Source organism: Ruegeria sp. AI3, assembly GCF_056541245.1.
Genome location: NZ_JBQFYA010000001.1, coordinates 58,088 through 77,563 on the forward strand (window position 1 = coordinate 58,088; position 19,476 = coordinate 77,563).

The following is a 19,476-nucleotide window of genomic DNA, read 5'->3' on the forward strand; positions in this document are numbered from 1 at the left end:
CGTTATCCTCGTGAAGCCCTATATGAAATAGGTAACAAGTTCCACAATCAAACCATGAAATCCTTGGGATTCAGGGGATAATGGCTATACAGGTCAATAATTATGACCTAAAATGCGTGAATATAAAGCACACTGATCTGACGAGGGGAGACGTCTGATGAGTCAGCCACACATAACGCTGAACGACCGCTTCGATCTTGAGAAATCACCCGTTCTTTTGAACGGAACACAGGCGCTTGTGCGTCTGATGTTGATGCAGAAGGCCCGCGATCAACAGGCCGGGTTGAACACCGCCGGACTGGTGACAGGCTATCGTGGCTCACCTTTGGGTGCGGTGGATCAGCAGATGATGCGCGCCCAGCGCTATCTGGCTGAAAGCGATGTGACCTTTCAATACGGCTTGAACGAGGATCTGGCTGCCACCGCGCTTTGGGGCAGCCAGCAGGCGGGCCTGCGCGGCGATGGCCGGTATGACGGCGTCTTTGGTCTTTGGTACGGCAAGGGGCCGGGGGTTGACCGGTCGGGCGATGTGATGCGTCACGCCAATATGGCGGGCACCGCGCAACATGGCGGTGTGCTGATGGCAATGGGGGATGACCATACAGGCGAAAGCTCGACCGTGTTGCACCAGTCGGAGTGGTCTCTGGTCGATATGTATATGCCCGTGGTCAGCCCTGCAGGCGTGCAGGAGATTTTGGACTACGGCATTTACGGCTTTGCGCTCAGCCGGTTTGCCGGTGTCTGGGTTGGTCTGAAAACAATGAAGGACACGATTGAGGTGACCTCGGTCGTCGATGGCAGGCCCGACCGGATGGGCGTCGTGATCCCCGAATTCGACATGCCCGAAGGTGGCTTGAACATCCGTCTTGGCGATACGCCGCATCTGCAAGAGGCCCGCGTGATCGACTACAAGCGTTTCGCGGCCGAGACGTTCTCGCATGCCAACAAGCTGGACAAACGCGTCTGGGGCAAGCCGGGGGCCAAGATCGGGTTCGTTGCGGCGGGTAAAAACTGGCTGGACCTGACCCACGCGCTGTCTTTGCTGAACATTGATGAGGCCGAAGCAGAACGGCTGGGCATCACAACTTACAAGATCGGGCAGACGTTCCCGCTCGATATGGCCGGGTTCCATGATTGGGCCGAAGGACTGGACCTGATTGTGATCGTTGAGGAAAAGCGCAAGCTGATCGAGGTGCAGGTCAAAGAAGCGATCTTTGACGACCGCCGGGGTCGCCGCGTTTATGGCTGGTACAAGGGCGGCGCCGGAACGCTGCATCGTGAGGAGTTGTTCCCCACACGCGGCGCATTGGACCCTATCATGATTGCCGAAAAGCTGGGTGACATCCTGATTGAAGAGGGGCGCGAAACGGATGGCGTCCGCGCAGGCCTCGCCAAACTGTCAGAGGCGCGGCGTGCAGACAACGCGCAAGAAATCGCGACGCGGTTGCCCTATTTCTGCTCGGGCTGTCCGCACAACAGTTCAACCAAAGTGCCAGAGGGTAGCCGCGCCTATGCAGGCATCGGATGCCACTACATGGTGCAGTGGATGGATCGGGAGACGACCGGCTTCACTCAGATGGGCGGCGAGGGTGCGAACTGGATTGGTGAGGCTCCGTTTTCGACCACCAAACACGTGTTTCAGAACTTGGGTGACGGTACGTATAACCACTCCGGCGTGCAGGCGATACGCGCGGCGCTGTCGGCGGGCACCAACATCACCTTCAAAATCCTGTTCAACGATGCGGTTGCGATGACTGGCGGGCAGGGGAACGAAGGTGATTTGACCGCTGAACGGATCGTGGACGAGGTGAAGGCCATGGGCGTGCAGCATGTGGCTCTGGTCTATGATGAAAAGGAAGACGTTAACCTTGGGGCTCTGCCGTCGGGTGTAGAGAGCTTTGAACGCGCTGAGTTGATGAAAGTGCAGGATCGGTTCCGCGAAATCGAGGGCGTCTCGGTCATCGTCTATGTCCAGACCTGCGCGGCTGAAAAACGCCGTCGCCGCAAGCGCGGTGAGTTTCCGGACCCGGACAAGCGCGTCTTCATCAATACCGATATTTGTGAAGGTTGCGGTGATTGCGGGGTGCAGTCAAACTGCGTCTCAATCGTGCCCAAGGAGACCGAACTGGGCCGCAAACGCGCGATTGATCAATCCAGCTGCAACAAGGATTTCTCGTGCCTGAACGGGTTCTGTCCGTCCTTTGTCACTCTGGAAGGGGCAAAGATCCGGAAAGAGGCGACCAAACAGCTTGATCTGCCCGATCTGCCCATACCTGAACTGCCGCAAATCAAGGGTACGCATAATGTGGTTATCACCGGAATTGGTGGCACAGGTGTCGTGACCCTCGGAGCTATTCTGGCGCAAGCGGCGCAGATCGACGGCAAAGGCGCGGGTATGATGGAGATGGCCGGCCTCGCCCAAAAAGGCGGCGCGGTTCACATCCATTGCCGTCTGGCGAACAGGCCGGAGGATATCAGCGCCATTCGTGTCGCAACCGGCGAAGCGCATGCGCTGATCGGCGGTGACCTCGTGGTCTCGGCCGGGGCAAAAACCCTGGGTCTGACACGGTCCGGACAGACCGGCGCAGTGGTCAACAACCACAGCACGGTGACCGGTGATTTCACCCGCGATACCGAATTCCGCATTCCGGGCGACCAGTTGGAGCTTGCGCTGCAAGCGCGGCTGAAAGACGGGGTGAGCCTGTTCGATGCGACCGATCTGGCCAAGATCGTGATGGGCGATTCGATCTACTCCAACATGATGGTCTTCGGCGCTGCATGGCAGCGCGGGACTCTGCCCGTCAGTCATGAGGCGATCATGACTGCGATTGAGCTGAACGGAACCGCCGTAGAACGCAACAAACGGGCCTTTGACGTGGGTCGGTGGGCGGTTCTGCACCCGGAGGAAGCGCAGGCGATGCTGGCACCTTCCGTTTCGGAATTGCCGAAGACCCTTGACCAAATGATCGACTTCCGGGCGCAGCACCTGACCGACTACCAGTCGACCCGACTGGCGAAACGCTATCGCAAGCTGGTGGACGGTATTGCAGATGAAACGCTGCGCGAGGCCGTGGCAAAAGGTTATCACAAGCTGTTGTCTTACAAGGATGAATACGAAGTCGCGCGCCTGTTGCTCACCAGCCGGGACAAGGCTGTTGCCGAGTTCGACGGTGATTTCAACATGACCTTCCATCTGGCCCCACCCATTTTTGGTGGGGAGGGTAGCAATGGCAGGCCGCGCAAGCGTGCCTTTGGAGAATGGATGCTTGGGCCTCTTAAACTGTTGGCCAAGTTGAAGAGTTTGCGCGGCACGCCTTTGGATATCTTCGGCTACTCAGCCGAGCGGCGGATGGAACGCGCGCTAATCAAACAGTACGAACAGGACATGAAAGAGGTCCTGCCTCTGGCAACGGACGACACGCAGGAGGCGATTGTTGCACTGGCCCGTTTGCCACTGGATATCCGTGGTTTTGGCCCTGTTTTGATGCAAAACGAAGCCAATGCGGCCAAGCGGCGCGAGGAGCTGCTGGCAACGATCCGCAGCGGCGGGCCCGAGATGCGCGCTGCGGCGGAATGAGGCGTCACAAACCTGTCACCTTCGCTAGGCAAAATCTCCGCTTAACGTATAATGCAGGCAGTTAGTTCCGGAGTCTTCAGATGCCCTCGCGCCGTCATGTCGTTCGAGACATTTCTTATGCCCATTCCGCCGAAACCAAGGGCGGTCGGATGGTCATCAAGCTGATGGAAAACACGACAGGCCGCATGCGCCTGATCAAGCGTGCGGACGGGTATGAACATGACGTCGCCAAGGGGCGCGATTTCTGGGCCGTCATGGTCGAACGCTACGGGCTGACGCTGGATGTTGCAGGTGGGGCGCTGTCGAATATCCCGAAGGACGGCCCTCTGATCCTGATTGCCAATCACCCTTACGGCATTCTGGACGGATTGATGATGGGGCATATCCTGTCTGAAACGCGCGGCGATTTTCGGATTCTGGCCCATCGCGTGTTCCGCAAGGCAGAAGATCTGAACCGCATCATCCTGCCGATCTCTTTTGATGAGACGAAAGAGGCGATGAAGCTGAACCTTGAGACCCGCAAAACCGCCTTGAACTATCTTGGCGACGGTGGGGCGATCGGGATCTTCCCCGGCGGCACCGTCAGCACGGCCCTCACGCCGTTCGACCACCCTATGGACCCTGGTTGGCGGGGCTTTACCGCTCGGATGGTCGCCAAATCGAACGCGACAGTGGTGCCGGTTTTCTTTGACGGCCACACCTCTCGTCTGTTCCAGATCGCCAGCCATTTGCACAATACTCTGCGGATGGGTTTGCTGATCAAGGAGTTCAAGAAACGCGTCGATACCCCTGTGAAAGTCGTGATCGGCGAGCCGATTACCCGTGATGTTCTGGACCCACTCAGCAAGGATAAGCGCAAGATGATGGATTTCCTGCGCAAAGCCACGTATGAGCTGTCTCCGACACCGCTGAAGTCTTATGACTACGGCTATGAATTTGAGGAACGGCATCGCGCCTGAAGGGGCTAATGGCAGTAGGTATCTTTGATTCCGGTTTGGGCGGTCTGACTGTCCTGAACGCCGCGCAGCAACGGCTGCCTGACGTGGATTTCCTGTATTACGCGGACAGTGCGCATGCGCCTTACGGCGTGCGCGATGCCGAGGATATCTATCAGCTAACCCGCAAGGCGGTCTACGACTTGTGGGATCGCGGCTGCAATCTGGTGATTCTGGCCTGCAATACCGCCAGCGCGGCTGCCCTGCGTCGGATGCAGGAGGAGGGCGTGCCAGAAGGCAAGCGCGTTCTGGGGGTCTTTGTCCCTCTGATCGAGGCGCTGACCGAGCGGCAATGGGGCGATAACTCTCCGCCGCGCGAAGTGGCCGTCAAGCATGTGGCCTTGTTTGCAACGCCCGCCACTGTCTCCAGCCGCGCCTTCCAGCGGGAACTGGCGTTCCGTGCGATTGGTGTGGATGTCGAGGCACAGGCCTGCGGCGGCGTGGTCGATGCCATTGAAGACGGCGATTTGATTCTGGCCGAAGCCCTTGTGCGCAGCCATGTGGACGCGTTGAAGCGCAAGATGCCCGAACCTCAGGCGGCCATCCTGGGCTGCACGCACTACCCTTTGATGGCCGAGACGTTTCAGGCCGCTCTGGGTGCGGATGTTCAGGTGTTCAGCCAGGGTGATCTGGTGGCTGAAAGCTTGGCCGACTATCTGCAACGCCACCCGACCATGCTGGGTGAGGGAGAAGGCGGCTACCTAACCACCGGCAAGCCCGGTTTTGTCAGCGATCGGGCGACGCAGTTCCTCCGACGACAAATCTCGTTTGCGGCGGCCTGATTTAGGTCAAGGACGCCATCCTTTTGATTTTCTAAATCCAAGACCGTCACAGTGGCGGTCATGATATGTGACACATGCAAAGAAGAGGTCTGACATGACCCATAAAATCGCAATTCTGGGCGCCTCAGGCTATACTGGCGCTGAACTGGTGCGGCTGATCGCCGAGCACCCGAACATGGATATCGTTGCGCTGGCGGCGGAACGTAAGGCGGGCCTATCGATGGCTCAGGTCTTCCCGCATCTGCGCCACATGAACCTGCCGGATCTGTGTAAGATTTCTGAAATCGACTTTTCCCAGATCGACCTGTGTTTCTGCGCTTTGCCGCATAAAACCAGTCAGGAAGTAATCCGGGACCTGCCGAAGAATCTGAAGATCATCGACCTTTCAGCCGATTTCCGGCTGCAGGACGCGGATGAGTACGAAAAATGGTACGGAAACCCGCATAGCGCGTTGGAGCAGCAGGAAGAGGCGGTCTATGGCCTGACCGAGTTCTATCGTGACGACATCCGGACCGCACGGCTTGTGGCCGGTACGGGCTGCAACGCGGCGACCGGACAGTATGTGTTGCGGCCGTTGATTTCAACCGGTGTGATTGATCTGGATGACATCATCCTCGATCTGAAATGCGCCGTGTCGGGCGCTGGCCGCTCGTTGAAAGAAAACCTGCTGCATGCCGAGCTGAGCGAAGGCGCGAATGCCTATGCCATAGGTGGTACGCACCGCCATTTGGGTGAGTTCGATCAGGAGTTCTCTAAACTGGCTGGGCGCACGGTGCATATCCAATTCACACCGCACTTGATCCCGGCAAACAGGGGTATTCTGGCAACCTCCTACGTGAAGGGCGACCCGCAGAGCGTTTACGAAACGCTGGCGAAAGCCTATGCTGACGAGCCTTTCATTGAGATTCTGCCGATGGGCGAAGCGCCCTCGACTCACCATGTGCGGGGATCGAACTTCTGCCATATCGGTGTTGTTGCGGATCGGATTGAACGGCGTGCTATTGTGATCGCCGCTTTGGATAACCTGACAAAAGGTAGCAGCGGACAGGCCTTGCAGAATGCCAACCTGATGTTAGGTGAGGATGAAACGCGAGGGCTGATGATGGCCCCCTTGTTCCCGTGAGGACGGTATGAAAACGCTCAAGAAACGTCGTCGAGTTCAGATCATTCTGGTGGCCGTAGCGGCCCTGGCGGTGTCGACGGCGTTGATTGGGTATGCGATGCGCGATGGCATCAACTTCTTCCGCTCGCCCAGCCAGGTGATCGCTGAGCCGCCTGCGCCGACCGAGGTGTTTCGCATTGGTGGTCTGGTCGAAGAGGGCTCGATCGTGCGGGGGCAGGGCGAAACGGTGCGCTTCGTGGTCACCGATGGCGGAGAGAGTGTTCCCGTGGCCTTTACCGGGGTTCTGCCGGATCTCTTCTCGGAAAATGAGGGTATGGTTGGGACGGGTCGCTATGTGAACGGTGTGTTTGAAGCGACTGAAATTCTTGCAAAACACGATGAGACCTATATGCCGAAAGAGGTCATGGATGCCTTGAAGGAACAGGGCGTTTACAAGGATCCCGGCGAAAGCTGAACGCAGCTGCGCTGCGTGCCTTCGGCGGATGTATTTTTGAACAGAAGCAGCAGGGCGTTGCGTGCAGATGGCAGGCGGCGCTCTGTTTCGTTTGGGGTTGTTAATGAGTTTGCAGGATCGTTCCCTCGACTGAAGCAGGTGGGGGTCGTGATGCAGACGGTTCGACAGATTGCCGAAGAGATTGTACGTCGGGAAGGCGGGTTTGTGGATGATCCGGATGATCCGGGAGGAGCCACAAATTTCGGCGTGACCATTCACACGATGCGGCGTTTGGGCTTGGATTTGACGCGGGACGGGGTGGTTGATGCCGCGGATGTACGGGCGCTCAGCCGCGCGCAGGCCATTGATATCTTTGTGCAGCATTATTTTGAGATACCGGGGATCGCTGCTTTGCCTGAGGCGCTGCAGGCCAGCGTGTTCGACATGTATGTGAATGCGGGCGCGCAGGCGGTGCGCATTTTGCAATCGCTGTTGGTGAAGATGGGTTTTGGCGTTGTGGTGGACGGGGTTATCGGCCCACAAACCATAGGCGCTAGTCAGGACGCGGCGCACCCGAACCCGGTTCAGTTGCGGGACGCTTATGGGGTGGCGCGGCGGAACTATTACTTTCGGCTCGCAGATCGGCGCCCCGCGTCGCGAAAGTATGCGCGTACCCGTGCGGGCGGGAAAGGCGGTTGGATCAGACGGGCGGAAGAGTTCCTGTCTGATCGCTATCACTTGAGCGATGAGGCGTTTGCAAGGAGGGTTGCGAGATGGGATTGATCTCGGGCGTTTTGGGTTTCTTATTCGGTGGTGGGCGTAACGTGGTGCGCGAGACTGCAGAGGTCTTTCAGGAAAACGCCGACGCGGGCGCTCAACGCAGGATGGTGGCGCAAACTCAGTCTATGACGCAGTTCGGGGCTGAGTTTCAAAGGCCGCCCAAAGGAATGTTCGACCGCTTCATGGATGGGTTGAACCGGCTTCCGCGCCCGGCCTTAGCGCTGGGAACACTGGGCTTGTTTGCTGCCGCTATGATCGATCCGATCTGGTTTTCGGCGCGAATGCAGGGGATTGCGCTCGTGCCCGAGCCTTTGTGGTGGTTGCTGGGCGTGATTGTCTCGTTCTATTTCGGGGCGCGGCATCAGGCGAAATCGCAGGATTTGCAACGCGAGATCTCGGCCGTGATGGCGCGGACACCGACAGTTCTGGCCAACCTTGATGCGCTTGGAAATATGCGCAGCGACCGACCCGGTGTGGCTGATACGGGGTCGGATGCGCGCTTGGCGCAAGAAAGCCTGCTGGCCGATGAGAACCCGGCGTTAGAGGATTGGCGACGCGAAAGGGGCTGAGTTGCGACACTATGTGCCCCGAAATCAAACGAAAGTGGTTGGCGATTACCGTGCCTCCGGCATATATCCTGCCCTATGGTTACAGAGCTAGGTCACTTCGCGCTAATCCTCGCCTTTTTCGTCGCTATCGTGCAAAGCGTGGTGCCCCTGATCGGGGCATCGAAACGCTGGGCTGGATGGATGGCGTTTGCGGAACCGGCGGCAATCTCACAATTCCTACTGACGGCATTTTCCTTTGGAGCGCTGGTTTGGGCGTTCACCACTTCGGATTTTTCGCTGAGGATCGTGGTTGAGAACAGCCATTCGGCGAAACCGATGATCTACAAGATCAGTGGGACTTGGGGGAACCACGAAGGCTCGATGCTGTTGTGGGTGCTGATCGTGACCCTGTTCGGCGCAATGGCCGCGTTTTTCGGCGCAGGCCTGCCACCCACGTTGAAAGCGCGCGTGTTGGCTGTGCAGTCGGCTGTGGCCGTAGCGTTCTTCGCTTTTATCCTGTTTACCTCGAACCCGTTTGATCGGCTGGCGATTGCTCCGTTCGATGGGCGCGATCTGAACCCGCTGCTGCAAGACCCGGGCTTGGCGTTCCACCCGCCGTTTCTGTATTTGGGCTATGTCGGTCTGAGCATGGCGTTTAGCTTTGCCGTGGCCGCATTGATCGAGGGTCGTATTGATGCCGCCTGGGGCCGCTGGGTGCGGCCGTGGACCCTGGCCGCCTGGGTGTTTCTGACCATTGGGATCGCACTGGGGTCATGGTGGGCCTATTATGAGCTTGGCTGGGGCGGTTTCTGGTTCTGGGATCCGGTCGAGAATGCCTCGTTCATGCCATGGCTGCTGGCGGCGGCGCTATTGCACTCGGCCATTGTCGTGGAAAAGCGCGAGGCGTTGAAGAGCTGGACAATCCTACTGGCGATCATTGCCTTCGGATTCTCGCTGATCGGGACCTTCATTGTGCGCTCGGGGCTTCTGACCTCGGTTCATGCCTTCGCAACAGATCCAGAGCGGGGCGTTTTCATTCTGTTGATCCTTGTGTTCTTTATCGGCGGTGCGCTGACGCTGTTTGCGGCGCGGGCGCAGGCGATGGAGGCGAAGGGCGTCTTTGGCATGGTCAGCCGGGAGAGCGCGCTGGTCGTGAACAACGTGCTGTTGGCCGTCAGCTGTTTCGTGGTGTTCGTAGGCACCATGTGGCCGATGGTGGCCGAGATGATGTTTGACCGGAAACTCTCGGTCGGACCTCCGTTCTTTAACGCGGCCTTCACGCCGTTCATGGTACTGTTGGGGCTGGTCCTGCCGGTTGGCGCAATGTTGCCGTGGAAGCGCGGCAAGCTTGGCAAGACAGCGTGGTTTCTGCGTTATGCGTTTGTGCTGGCCGTCGCCCTTGGCGTGCTGGTCTGGGCGATGCAAACGGGACGCAGTGCTTTGGGGCCCGTGGGTCTGTTTCTGGGCGCATGGATCACCTTCGGCGCCGTTCTCGATTTGTGGAGCCGGACAGGACGAAACGGCAGTCTGAAACGCCTGTTCCGCCTGCCGGGGGCCGATTGGGGCAAGGCGGTTGCCCATACGGGGCTGGGTGTGACCATCTTCGCCATCGCCGGTCTGACCGCATGGGAGGTTGAGGATATCCGCGTCGCCCAGCCGGGGCAGCCCTTCGAGGTTGGTCAATTCACCCTGACGCTTGAGGATGTCGATCGCGTGCAAGGGCCGAATTATTTCTCGACCATGGCGGATGTGAAGGTGGAGACCAACGGGCGCATGATCGGGACGCTGCATCCCGAAAAACGCGACTATCCGGTTGCGCGTATGCCCACCACCGAGGCGGCGATTGACTACCGGGTCATGCGAGATCTCTACGTTGTAATCGGGGACCAGCAGGCGGATGGGGGCTGGGTCTTGCGGACCTATATCAAACCCTTCGCCAACTGGATCTGGGCCGGATGTCTCATGATGGCATTGGGTGGCGTCCTCAGCCTCTGCGATCGTCGGTTCCGGGTTGCGGCTGGCGCGCGCAAAGCGCCTTCCGCCGGAGTACCCGCAGAATGAAACGTCTGATCCTGATCCTCATGCTGTTGGCGGCACCGGGCTTTGCAGTGCAACCGGACGAGGTGCTTGACGATCCGGTGCTGGAGCAACGCGCCCGCGACCTCAGCACCGGGTTGCGCTGTCTGGTGTGCCGAAATGAGAGCATCGACGAAAGCAACGCAGATCTGGCGCGCGACCTGCGCTTGCTGGTACGCGAAAGGCTCGTGGCCGGGGATACGGATGAAGAGGCGATCGCCTTCATCGTCGACCGCTATGGTGAATATGTGCTGTTGAAGCCCACGGTTACGGGCTCGAACCTGATGCTGTGGTTGGCCGGGCCGATCATGTTGCTGATTGCCGCCGGTGTCGGCTTGGTCTTTCTGCGCAACCGAGCCAAGGCGCAAGCGCTGGGTGAAAGCGACGGGCTGAGCGACGCCGAAAAAGAGCGCCTGAGCCAAATTCTGAAAGACTGACGCGTGGTTCCGCTTTTCCTCGGCCTGTGAATGCGGCAGTGTCCGCTCACGCACAGGCGCGAGGGAGAGCTTTAATGGACTACGAAACGATCCTGCTGGACATCACGGACGGGCTGGCGGTGCTGACGCTGAACCGCCCCGACAAGATGAACGCGCTGACCACGCAGATGCGGGCCGAGATCACCCATGCGATGAAACACGCGGCCCGAAATGCACGGTGCATCGTATTGACCGGGGCCGGACCGGCCTTTTGTTCCGGGCAGGATCTGGGCGATGCGTCCTCGACCGGAAAGATCGATCTGGAACGCTCGCTGCGTGATGAATATGAGCCGATGCTCGAGACCATCCATGACAGCCCGGTGCCCACGATTGCCGCCGTCAACGGACCTGCAGCCGGGGCGGGGGCCAACCTTGCGCTCTGTGCCGATGTGGTGATCGCGACCGAGAGCGCCTATTTCCTGCAGGCCTTTTCCCGCATCGGCTTGCTTCCGGACGCTGGCGGTACATGGTTCATGCCGCGCCAGATGGGGCTGGCCAAGGCCATGGGGGCCGCGTTGTTTGCTGACAAGATCACCGCGCGTCAGGCCGATGATTGGGGGCTGATCTGGGAAGCGGTCGCCGATGATGCGTTTGATGCCCATTGGCGCAGCCGGGCCGCACATTTGGCCCAAGGTCCGACGGCGGCCTATGGCGCGATCAAACAGGCGCTCCGCGGTACCTACGAAAAGACCTTGCCACAGCAATTGGCGACCGAGGCGCATTTGCAAGGTGAATGTGGACGCTCGCGCGATTTTGCCGAAGGCGTGGTGGCCTTCATGGAAAAACGCCCCCCGAAATTCGAGGGACGCTAACTCAGGCGCGGCGGCGGCGGCGGGTGCGCCGCTCGGGCGCGGCATCGTCGCCGGTCCCATCCGAGGCGGATGAGAACGGTCCAAGCGCATCCGTGATCTGATCAAGCGTCGGGCGCGCGCCACGTTCTGTGCTGTCCAGAGCTGCACGCATTTTCTCAAGATGCGCGGGCATAGTGCCACAGCAGCCACCGATGATCTTTGCACCTGCGTCGCGGGCCATCACAGCATAGTCGGCCATCAGATCAGGCGTGCCGTCATAGTGAATGTGACCGTCGACATATTTCGGGATCCCCGCATTGCCTTTCGAGATCAAGGGCCGCTCGGTCCCTTGCGCGGTGAACCCAAGTACAGTGCGCAGGATGTCCGACGCTCCGGTGCCGCAATTCGCGCCAAACGCAATCGGAGGGTTGGGCAGTGTTTCGACCAGAAGGGCCAGATCAGCCGAGGTGACGCCCATCATGGTGCGCCCGGCAGTGTCAAAGCTCATGGTGCCGCACCAGGGCATATCCGCCAATGCGAAGGCCTCGGCTGCGGCGCGGAACTCCTCGGGGGCGCTGATTGTTTCGACCCACAGAACATCGACGCCGCCGTCTTTGAGGGCCTCAGCCTGTTCGTGGAACATCTCGACCGCTTCGGAATGCGACAGGCTTCCGACTGGCTCCATGATCTCACCGGTTGGCCCAACCGAGCCGGCAACCACGATGGTGCGTCCGGATTTGTCTGCTACCTCACGCCCGAGTTCAGCGCCAATGCGGTTCAGCTCACCCACGCGGTTCTGCGCATCATGCAGCTTGAGCCGGGCCGAGGTGCCACCGAAGGTGTTGGTCAGAAACAGATCGCTGCCCGCATCGACCGAGCCCTGATAAAGCGCGCGGATCTTGTCCGGCGCATCCACGTTCCACAGCTCGGGTGCGTCGCCCGATTGCAGACCCATGTTGAACAGATTTGTTCCGGTCGCACCATCGGCCAGAATGGCCTCTTTGGTCTCGAGAAGCTGGGTCAACGCATTTGTCATGGGCTTGGTCCGACGTGTTTGGCGCTAAGCGCCCGTATGAATATGAGACGCCCCGTGTCTCATGACCGGGGCGTCAAATCAAATTCATATTACTCATGAAGATCATGAGGTGGCCGGAGGCTTAGTCCGTCTCGCTCATGACCTGAGCTTTGGCTTCGGGCAGAAGCTCGGCCATTTTGGCGCGGATTTCGTCATCTGAGGATAGACCGCCCAGATCGGCAGAGACCTTGCGGACGACATCTTCGTGGCCTGCCTCTTCCATATCGGCGATCACGACAGTTTTTGCGTAGTCGTCCGCGTCAGAGCCGGTTTTCCCAAGCTTTGCCGCCGCCCAAAGGCCTAGCAGTTTGTTGCAGCGGGCCTGGGCCTTGAACTGCATCTCTTCGTCATGGGCAAACTTGGCTTCAAAGGCGTTTTCGCGTTCGTCGAACGTGGTCATTTTATTGGGACCTCATAGCGTGGACATTCCTCATCTAGATAAGAAACGAATTTCGGAATGTATAGCGAAAATGGGCTTTGCGCGACCAAATGCGCTGTGTTGCTGCACGCAGGCTGTTTGGACAGGTTCTGAGGGGGCGCAATACAGTGTGGGGAGCTATTCAACAGCGCAGGCTCTAATGGAAAGCAACCAGACAACTTGCGGGTTGAGGCGGGCTGCTCTATGAGGGCCGCAGCCGCGCGATCTGCGCGTGTTGCCGATATGGAAGGGGCCCCGATGGCGCGTCGCAAGAAAATCTACGAAGGCAAAGCCAAGATTCTGTATGAAGGCCCCGAACCGGGCACAATCGTGCAGTACTTCAAGGATGACGCAACCGCTTTCAACGCGGAAAAGAAAGACGTGATCGACGGCAAAGGCGTTCTGAACAACCGCCTGTCCGAGTTCTTCATGAACGGCCTGACCCAGATCGGTGTTCCAAACCACTTCATCCGCCGCCTGAACATGCGCGAGCAGCTGGTGCGGAATTGCGAGATCGTCCCTCTGGAAGTGATCGTGCGCAACTATGCAGCGGGTACGATGTCCAAACGTCTGGGCATTGCAGAGGGCACGCAGCTGCCGCGTCCGATTGTCGAATACTGCTACAAGGACGACTCTCTGGGTGATCCTCTGGTCACCGAGGAACATATTGCGGCCTTTGGCTGGGCCAGTCAGCAGGACATGGACGATATCCTCAGCCTCGCACTGCGCGTGAATGACTTCATGAGCGGTGTTATGCTGGCCGTGGGCATTCGACTGGTCGATTTCAAAATCGAGATCGGCCGCGTATTCGACGGTGATTACCAGCGTCTGATCGTGGCTGATGAGATCAGCCCCGACAGCTGCCGCCTGTGGGATATCGAAACCGGCCAGAAGCTGGATAAGGATGTTTTCCGCCGCGATCTGGGCAACCTGACCGACGCCTATTCCGAGGTCGCGCGCCGCTTGGGTGTTCTGCCGCAAAGCAACGTGACCAAACCGACGCTGATCAACTGATCTCGGCGTCTGCCTGACAAAATTGGAAAGCGCCGCCTCCGATTGGGCGGCGCTTTTCTTTTGAGGGCAGGGTATTCCTTTCGACCCGAAACACCCGCGCGGCCCGATTTGAGGCACACCCTCTGGTAGCTTTTCAATCTTCGCTTCAAACAGGGTTGTCCCAAAGGCACAACCGCGCTATCCCCCGCGCAACGAAATGGGCCTGCGATCGTGGCCCTCAGGTGGAGTTGCGAAGATGAAGGCACGGGTGCATGTGATGCTCAAGAATGGGGTGCTGGACCCTCAGGGTGAGGCAGTCCGCCACGCATTGGGCGCCATGGGCTTTGATCAGGTAGAAGGTGTGCGCCAGGGCAAGGTCATTGATCTGGAACTCGCCGAAGGCGCGACCGAGGCGGACGTGACCGAGATGTGCGAAAAGCTGTTGGCCAACACCGTCATCGAACGCTACGAGATCGAACTGGTCTGATTGGATGCGGGCAGCGCGTCTGATCACTTATCGCCAGCCGCTGGAGCTGACCACCATTCCCGACCCTGAACCGGCCGAGGATGGCGTTGTCGTCCGAGTGTTGGCCTGCGGCGTCTGCCGGTCAGATTGGCATGCGTGGTCGGGGTCGGACCCGGATGTGATCCTCCCGATGACACCCGGCCATGAATATTGCGGCGAGGTTGTTGCGGTGGGCAGCCGCGTCCGCCGTTGGAAAGTCGGTGATCGGGTGATTGCGCCTTTCATTCTAGCCTGTGGTCATTGCCAGGACTGTGCCCAAGGCAATCAAACCACCTGCGCCGACCAGGTCGTGCCGGGGTTTACCTGTGACGGTGCGTTCGCCGAGTATATTGCGGTTGCGCATGCGGATGCCAATCTGACGGAACTGCCCGAGACACTCGCGCCCGAGATCGCGGCGGCGCTGGGATGTCGGGTTACGACCGCGTGGCAGGCGCTGGTTGGTCGCGCTCAGCTGCAGGGCGGCGAATGGCTGGTCGTGTTCGGCGGCGGCGGAGTAGGCGTCTCGACCCTGTTGTTGGGCAAGGCGCTTGGCGCACGGGTGGTTGTCGTCGATATTTCAGACGACAAGCTGAACTATGCCAAATCTCTGGGCGCGGATGCGGTTGTAAACGCGGCAACATGCGATGCGCCCGATGCGGTGAAAGAGATCACTGGCGGTGGTGCCCATGTGGCGATTGAGGCGCTGGGGATTGAAGCCACGACCGTGGCGTCGATGCGGTCCCTGCGCAAACTGGGCCGCATGGTTCAAATCGGCATGCCTGCGGGCGATCATGCTGCTATGACGCTGCCGATGGATGTGCTCTATTCCGGTCAGCTGTCTGTATATGGAACACGAGGGATGCCTAGTTGGCGCTATCCATCGCTTCTGTCGTTGATCACGGGGTCGGATCTTGATCTCAGCCCGCTCGTGACACGACACGTATCTCTGAACCAGGTGAGTGAAGAACTTGCCGCTTTCGACGCTCCTGCGCCTCCGGGTGTGGCGGTTGTCACTGATTTTACTTGCTAGGAGGGTTCGCCATGCGCGCAGCCGTCATCGTATTCCCCGGATCAAACTGCGACCGGGACCTTGCCGTAGCCTTTGAACAGGCCGGCTTCGCCGTTGACATGGTCTGGCACAAGGATGCCGCGCTGCCCGAGGGGGTCGACATCGTCGGCGTTCCCGGTGGCTTCTCTTATGGCGACTACCTGCGCTGTGGGGCCATCGCGGCGCAATCGCCGATCTGCAAGGCTGTGGTCGATCATACCGAGCGGGGCGGCTATGCCGTTGGCATCTGTAACGGGTTCCAGATCCTGACGGAAACCGGAATTCTGCCCGGCGCGCTGCTGCGCAATGCCGGTCTGAAATACATCTGCAAAACGGTCGGCCTGAAGGTTGAAACCAGCGACAGCGCCTTTACGCAGGGCTACAATGCAGGCGACGTGATCGGCATTCCGATTGCCCACCATGACGGCAACTATTTTGCCGATGATGCCACCTTGTCCGCGCTGAAGGATCAGGACCGGATCGCGTTCACCTATACCGAGAATCCAAACGGCTCGGTTGGGGATATCGCGGGCATCCTCTCGGAAAACCGCCGCGTTCTTGGCATGATGCCACACCCCGAACGTGCAGCGGATGAGGGGCATTGCGGCACCGACGGGACGGCATTGTTCCGCGCATTGTCCGGCGTTCTGACCCCGGCGTGACTTGAGGTCGCCGCTCTGCCCGCGTAACTTTCGGGAATGAGTTCAAGCCTTCACTCAATCAAGGACAAGATGATCCGTCCATTTCGCGGCGCCCCGTTGGGGTGGCGGCTGCGTGTGGCTGTTATTCTGGTCCTTCTGACCGCCGTTGCGACGATCTGGGTGACGAACCGGTTGCTGACCGACCGGTTCACCGAGTCGACGCGCAACCGTGCTGAACTGCGCCTTGCCCTGTATTCCGGCAACCTCCTCAGCGAATTGCGACGCAACGCGATTGTGCCGCAGCTTCTGTCGCGGGACCCGACGCTAATCTCGGCACTGCAATCCAGTGACTACCTCTTGTCCAGCCAGCGTCTGATCTCTTTCGTTGAAGAGATCGGGGCCGCGTCATTGATGCTGATGGACGGGGATGGGGTGACGGTGGCAGCCACTGACCGAAACCGCTTGCTCGAAGGGCATCGCAATGCGCCCTATTTTGTGGACGCAATCCGCTCGAACGCGACGATTTTCACGGTCAGCCCGCGCGAAACCGGCGACTACAGCTTTATTTACTCCCGCAGGATTGAGGCGAATTCCGAAATCCTCGGCGTGATCGTGGTTGAGGTCGACCTACAGAAATTCGAACGCGCCTGGGCCGGGATTTCTGATGCCGTGCTGGTGCGAGACAGCACCGGCAACATTATCCTGTCGACCGAGCCGCAATGGCGTGGGCTGGACGAAAGCTCGGCCATGCTGCGGCAGACGCCGGAAAGTGCGATCCAGCGCGCGCTGCGGGCGACGGCCGATTGGTCTGCGTTGCCGCCGGATGGCTATCTGGAAGGTGAGGCCGTCATACGGCTTGAGACTCGCATTCCGTTCCGCGGTTGGCAGATGGCCTCATTCACCACTTACGACTCGATCCGTGAAAAGGTGAACAGCGTGCTGGCGCTGGAAATCATGGGCTTTGCGATTCTCCTGGCGGCAGCGTTCTATCTGCTCAGCCGTCGCGCCGCGTCGCGCGTGGTTTTGTTTCAACGCGAGTCGGCAGAGCTTCGCGCATTGAACGCGAGGCTGCAGCGGGAAATCGCTGAGCGCGAACGGGTTGAAAAGACGTTGGATTTGGCGGAACAGACGCTTGCGCAAAGCTCGAAACTGGCCGCCTTGGGTGAGATGTCGGCGGCGGTAAGCCATGAGCTTAATCAACCTCTGGCTGCAATGAAAACCTACCTTGCCGGGGCGCGTCTGCTGCTACGCAGAAACCGACCGGAAGAGGCCCTCGCCAGCTTTGGTCGCATTGATGGTCTTATCGAGCGGATGGGCGCGATTACCCGGCAGCTGAAGTCTTACGCGCGGAAGGGGGCAGATGCGTTTTCGCCTGTAAACCTTGGCGAAGCGCTGGCCTCGTCACTGTCGATGATGGAACCTCAACTGCGGCAGCGCCATGTGAAGATTACTCAGATCCTGCCCGAAGACCCTGTCATTGTGATGGGGGACCGAATGCGGATCGAGCAGGTAATGGTCAACCTCTTGCGCAATGCTCTGGACGCCACCAAATCTGTAGCTGAACCGGATGTTGAGATCATCCTGGCGGCGGGCGACATGGCGGTGCTGACCGTGCGCGACAATGGGTATGGTATCAAGGATATCGAGAGCCTGTTTGAGCCCTTCTACACCACCAAGCAGCCCGGTGACGGGGTCGGGCTGGGGCTTGCTATCTCGTCGGGGATCGTGAACGACCATGGCGGACGGCTAACCGCACGCAACGGCCAGAAGGGTGGCGCGGTCTTCGAGATGCAACTGCCACTGGGAAGCGACGGCCTTCAGGCCGCTGAATAACACGAGGGAATACTATGGCACAGGCCATGAAAATCGCCATTGTCGATGACGAACAGGACATGCGCCAGTCGATCAGCCAATGGCTGGCACTGTCGGGATATGACACCGAAACCTTTGCCAGCGCCGAAGATGCGCTCAAGGTTCTGGGTCCGGATTATCCGGGGATTGTGATCTCGGATATCAAGATGCCGGGTATGGACGGCATTCAATTGCTGAAAAAGCTGATGGGGGCCGATAGCACTCTGCCGGTGATCATGATCACCGGCCACGGCGATGTGCCGATGGCGGTTGAGGCGATGCGCGTTGGCGCGTTTGATTTCCTTGAAAAGCCCTTCAACCCGGACCGCATGTCGGAACTGGCCAAACGCGCTAGCAACGCACGGCGTCTGACGCTGGACAACCGGGCCCTGCGGCGCGAGCTGTCGGGTGGTACGCAGATCATGAACAAGCTGATCGGCGCCAGCCCGGTTATGGAGCGTCTGCGCGAAGATATCCTCGATCTGGGGCAGGCGGACGGCCATGTGCTGATCGACGGAGAGACGGGTACCGGCAAGACGCTTGTGGCGCACGCTCTGCACGCAGTGGGCAGCCGCGCGGGCAAGAAATTCGTTCTGGTGTCCTGCGCCGCGCTGGAGGAAGAAGTGCTGTCGAAACGCCTGTTCGGCCCGATGATGCCCGAGGATGCGCAGCTTCCTGCGATTGAAGAGGCGCGCGGTGGCACGCTGGTGCTGGAAGATGTCGAGGCGTTGAGCGACACCTTGCAGGCCCGCTTGCTGAGCGTGATGAACGAGCAGGGCACCCCTGCGGAAACGCGGATCGTCGCAATCTCGAACCTGCAAGAGGCCGGCAAGACCTCCGAGGATGTTCTGCGCCCTGACCTGTTCTACCGTCTGGCCGCTCTACGCATAACCATGCCGCCTCTGCGACAGCGAGGTGAGGATATCCTGACGCTGTTCACACGCCTTAGTGAGCAGTTCGCAGAGGAATATGGCTGCGACGCCCCTCAGGTCAGTGCGCAGGAAGCGGCGCAACTGTTGCAAGCCCCTTGGCCGGGCAACGTGCGGCAGTTGATCAACATCGCTGAACGCGCGGTGCTGCAATCGCGGCGTGGTTCCGGGACGATTGCGTCCTTGCTGATGTCCGATCACGAGGAAATGCAGCCGGTCATGACCACCGAAGGCAAACCCCTGAAGGAATACGTGGAAGCGTTCGAGCGGATGCTGATCGACAACACCATGCGCCGCCACAAGGGTTCGATCGCGTCGGTGATGGATGAGCTTTGCCTGCCGCGCCGGACGTTGAACGAGAAGATGGCCAAATACGGTCTGCAGCGGTCCGACTATCTTTAAGAACCATGCAGGCGCTTATTCAACGCTCCGATC

The 19,476-nt window shown here is 59.4% G+C and carries 18 protein-coding genes; 16 read left to right on the plus strand and 2 right to left on the minus strand.

Annotation, left to right across the window (positions count from 1 at the left end):
* Positions 1 to 157: 157 nt before the first annotated feature.
* From ACRZ95_RS00300 to ACRZ95_RS00345, 10 genes are all read left to right on the plus strand, one after another.
* Positions 158 to 3,577, plus strand: coding sequence for an indolepyruvate ferredoxin oxidoreductase family protein (locus ACRZ95_RS00300; RefSeq protein ID WP_170675984.1), 3,420 nt, complete (start codon positions 158 to 160; stop codon positions 3,575 to 3,577).
* Positions 3,578 to 3,657: 80 nt separating this feature from the next.
* Positions 3,658 to 4,536 carry a lysophospholipid acyltransferase family protein gene (locus ACRZ95_RS00305; protein WP_170675985.1) on the plus strand — a complete coding sequence of 293 codons (879 nt, stop codon included), beginning with the start codon at positions 3,658 to 3,660 and terminating at the stop codon, positions 4,534 to 4,536.
* An 8-nt stretch (positions 4,537 to 4,544) separates the two neighbouring features.
* A complete protein-coding gene (locus ACRZ95_RS00310; protein ID WP_170641465.1) occupies positions 4,545 to 5,354 on the plus strand; it encodes an aspartate/glutamate racemase family protein in 810 nt (269 codons plus the stop codon).
* 94 nt (positions 5,355 to 5,448) lie between these two features.
* Positions 5,449 to 6,477 carry an N-acetyl-gamma-glutamyl-phosphate reductase gene (argC, locus tag ACRZ95_RS00315; RefSeq protein ID WP_170675986.1) on the plus strand — a complete coding sequence of 343 codons (1,029 nt, stop codon included), beginning with the start codon at positions 5,449 to 5,451 and terminating at the stop codon, positions 6,475 to 6,477.
* A 7-nt stretch (positions 6,478 to 6,484) separates the two neighbouring features.
* Positions 6,485 to 6,931 (plus strand): cytochrome c maturation protein CcmE, encoded by a 447-nt coding sequence (gene ccmE, locus ACRZ95_RS00320; protein WP_170467093.1) that lies wholly within the window; start codon positions 6,485 to 6,487, stop codon positions 6,929 to 6,931.
* A 150-nt stretch (positions 6,932 to 7,081) separates the two neighbouring features.
* On the plus strand, positions 7,082 to 7,693 hold the full coding sequence (locus tag ACRZ95_RS00325) for a holin-associated N-acetylmuramidase (protein WP_170675987.1): 612 nt from the start codon (positions 7,082 to 7,084) through the stop codon (positions 7,691 to 7,693).
* The gene (locus tag ACRZ95_RS00330) at positions 7,684 to 8,259 is read left to right on the plus strand and encodes a holin family protein (protein WP_170675988.1); all 576 of its coding nucleotides are present in this window, start codon (positions 7,684 to 7,686) and stop codon (positions 8,257 to 8,259) included. Before ACRZ95_RS00325 ends, ACRZ95_RS00330 begins: the two co-directional genes overlap by 10 nt.
* Positions 8,260 to 8,334: 75 nt before the next feature.
* The gene (locus ACRZ95_RS00335; protein ID WP_170675989.1) at positions 8,335 to 10,299 is read left to right on the plus strand and encodes a heme lyase CcmF/NrfE family subunit; all 1,965 of its coding nucleotides are present in this window, start codon (positions 8,335 to 8,337) and stop codon (positions 10,297 to 10,299) included.
* Complete coding sequence (locus ACRZ95_RS00340) at positions 10,296 to 10,751, plus strand: cytochrome c-type biogenesis protein (RefSeq protein WP_170641474.1); 456 nt, start codon at positions 10,296 to 10,298, stop codon at positions 10,749 to 10,751. Before ACRZ95_RS00335 ends, ACRZ95_RS00340 begins: the two co-directional genes overlap by 4 nt.
* A 74-nt stretch (positions 10,752 to 10,825) precedes the next feature.
* Positions 10,826 to 11,602 (plus strand): enoyl-CoA hydratase-related protein, encoded by a 777-nt coding sequence (locus ACRZ95_RS00345; protein ID WP_170373625.1) that lies wholly within the window; start codon positions 10,826 to 10,828, stop codon positions 11,600 to 11,602.
* 1 nt (position 11,603) lies between these two features.
* Here the strand turns inward: ACRZ95_RS00345 and bmt are convergent, their stop codons facing one another.
* Both bmt and ACRZ95_RS00355 read right to left on the minus strand, forming a co-directional pair.
* A complete protein-coding gene (gene bmt, locus ACRZ95_RS00350; protein WP_170641478.1) occupies positions 11,604 to 12,617 on the minus strand; it encodes a betaine--homocysteine S-methyltransferase in 1,014 nt (337 codons plus the stop codon).
* A 121-nt stretch (positions 12,618 to 12,738) separates the two neighbouring features.
* Positions 12,739 to 13,056 carry a DUF1476 domain-containing protein gene (locus ACRZ95_RS00355; protein ID WP_170373627.1) on the minus strand — a complete coding sequence of 106 codons (318 nt, stop codon included), beginning with the start codon at positions 13,054 to 13,056 and terminating at the stop codon, positions 12,739 to 12,741.
* A 276-nt stretch (positions 13,057 to 13,332) separates the two neighbouring features.
* On the opposite strand from ACRZ95_RS00355, the gene purC reads away from it, so the two are divergent.
* The 6 genes from purC (at position 13,333) to ACRZ95_RS00385 (ending at position 19,443) form a co-directional block, all read left to right on the plus strand.
* Positions 13,333 to 14,088 carry a phosphoribosylaminoimidazolesuccinocarboxamide synthase gene (gene purC / locus ACRZ95_RS00360; RefSeq protein ID WP_170467720.1) on the plus strand — a complete coding sequence of 252 codons (756 nt, stop codon included), beginning with the start codon at positions 13,333 to 13,335 and terminating at the stop codon, positions 14,086 to 14,088.
* A gap of 235 nt (positions 14,089 to 14,323) precedes the next feature.
* Positions 14,324 to 14,554 carry a phosphoribosylformylglycinamidine synthase subunit PurS gene (gene purS, locus ACRZ95_RS00365; RefSeq protein ID WP_170374301.1) on the plus strand — a complete coding sequence of 77 codons (231 nt, stop codon included), beginning with the start codon at positions 14,324 to 14,326 and terminating at the stop codon, positions 14,552 to 14,554.
* A gap of 4 nt (positions 14,555 to 14,558) precedes the next feature.
* Positions 14,559 to 15,602, plus strand: a complete 1,044-nt coding sequence (locus tag ACRZ95_RS00370; protein ID WP_480538629.1) for a zinc-dependent alcohol dehydrogenase family protein — start codon at positions 14,559 to 14,561, stop codon at positions 15,600 to 15,602.
* 11 nt (positions 15,603 to 15,613) lie between these two features.
* Entirely contained in the window at positions 15,614 to 16,282 is a 669-nt protein-coding gene (gene purQ, locus ACRZ95_RS00375; RefSeq protein ID WP_170675991.1) for a phosphoribosylformylglycinamidine synthase subunit PurQ, read from the plus strand.
* A gap of 69 nt (positions 16,283 to 16,351) precedes the next feature.
* The gene (locus ACRZ95_RS00380; RefSeq protein ID WP_170675992.1) at positions 16,352 to 18,094 is read left to right on the plus strand and encodes an ATP-binding protein; all 1,743 of its coding nucleotides are present in this window, start codon (positions 16,352 to 16,354) and stop codon (positions 18,092 to 18,094) included.
* A gap of 14 nt (positions 18,095 to 18,108) precedes the next feature.
* Positions 18,109 to 19,443: a sigma-54-dependent transcriptional regulator gene (locus tag ACRZ95_RS00385; RefSeq protein WP_170373631.1), complete on the plus strand. Its 1,335-nt coding sequence runs from the start codon at positions 18,109 to 18,111 to the stop codon at positions 19,441 to 19,443.
* Positions 19,444 to 19,476 lie beyond the last annotated feature (33 nt).

Bases quoted from the DNA above. Each gene is read 5' to 3' on its own strand.
- purQ (WP_170675991.1), top strand. From the start codon at position 15,614: ATGCGCGCAGCCGTCATCGTATTCCCCGGATCAAACTGCGACCGGGAC.
- ACRZ95_RS00380 (WP_170675992.1), top strand. From the start codon at position 16,352: ATGATCCGTCCATTTCGCGGCGCCCCGTTGGGGTGGCGGCTGCGTGTG.
- ACRZ95_RS00300 (WP_170675984.1), top strand. From the start codon at position 158: ATGAGTCAGCCACACATAACGCTGAACGACCGCTTCGATCTTGAGAAA.
- ACRZ95_RS00345 (WP_170373625.1), top strand. From the start codon at position 10,826: ATGGACTACGAAACGATCCTGCTGGACATCACGGACGGGCTGGCGGTG.
- ACRZ95_RS00330 (WP_170675988.1), top strand. From the start codon at position 7,684: ATGGGATTGATCTCGGGCGTTTTGGGTTTCTTATTCGGTGGTGGGCGT.
- ACRZ95_RS00335 (WP_170675989.1), top strand. From the start codon at position 8,335: ATGGTTACAGAGCTAGGTCACTTCGCGCTAATCCTCGCCTTTTTCGTC.
- ACRZ95_RS00310 (WP_170641465.1), top strand. From the start codon at position 4,545: ATGGCAGTAGGTATCTTTGATTCCGGTTTGGGCGGTCTGACTGTCCTG.
- bmt (WP_170641478.1), bottom strand. From the start codon at position 12,617: ATGACAAATGCGTTGACCCAGCTTCTCGAGACCAAAGAGGCCATTCTG.
- ACRZ95_RS00325 (WP_170675987.1), top strand. From the start codon at position 7,082: ATGCAGACGGTTCGACAGATTGCCGAAGAGATTGTACGTCGGGAAGGC.
- ccmE (WP_170467093.1), top strand. From the start codon at position 6,485: ATGAAAACGCTCAAGAAACGTCGTCGAGTTCAGATCATTCTGGTGGCC.
- ACRZ95_RS00385 (WP_170373631.1), top strand. From the start codon at position 18,109: ATGGCACAGGCCATGAAAATCGCCATTGTCGATGACGAACAGGACATG.
- ACRZ95_RS00370 (WP_480538629.1), top strand. From the start codon at position 14,559: ATGCGGGCAGCGCGTCTGATCACTTATCGCCAGCCGCTGGAGCTGACC.
- purC (WP_170467720.1), top strand. From the start codon at position 13,333: ATGGCGCGTCGCAAGAAAATCTACGAAGGCAAAGCCAAGATTCTGTAT.
- ACRZ95_RS00340 (WP_170641474.1), top strand. From the start codon at position 10,296: ATGAAACGTCTGATCCTGATCCTCATGCTGTTGGCGGCACCGGGCTTT.
- argC (WP_170675986.1), top strand. From the start codon at position 5,449: ATGACCCATAAAATCGCAATTCTGGGCGCCTCAGGCTATACTGGCGCT.
- ACRZ95_RS00355 (WP_170373627.1), bottom strand. From the start codon at position 13,056: ATGACCACGTTCGACGAACGCGAAAACGCCTTTGAAGCCAAGTTTGCC.
- purS (WP_170374301.1), top strand. From the start codon at position 14,324: ATGAAGGCACGGGTGCATGTGATGCTCAAGAATGGGGTGCTGGACCCT.
- ACRZ95_RS00305 (WP_170675985.1), top strand. From the start codon at position 3,658: ATGCCCTCGCGCCGTCATGTCGTTCGAGACATTTCTTATGCCCATTCC.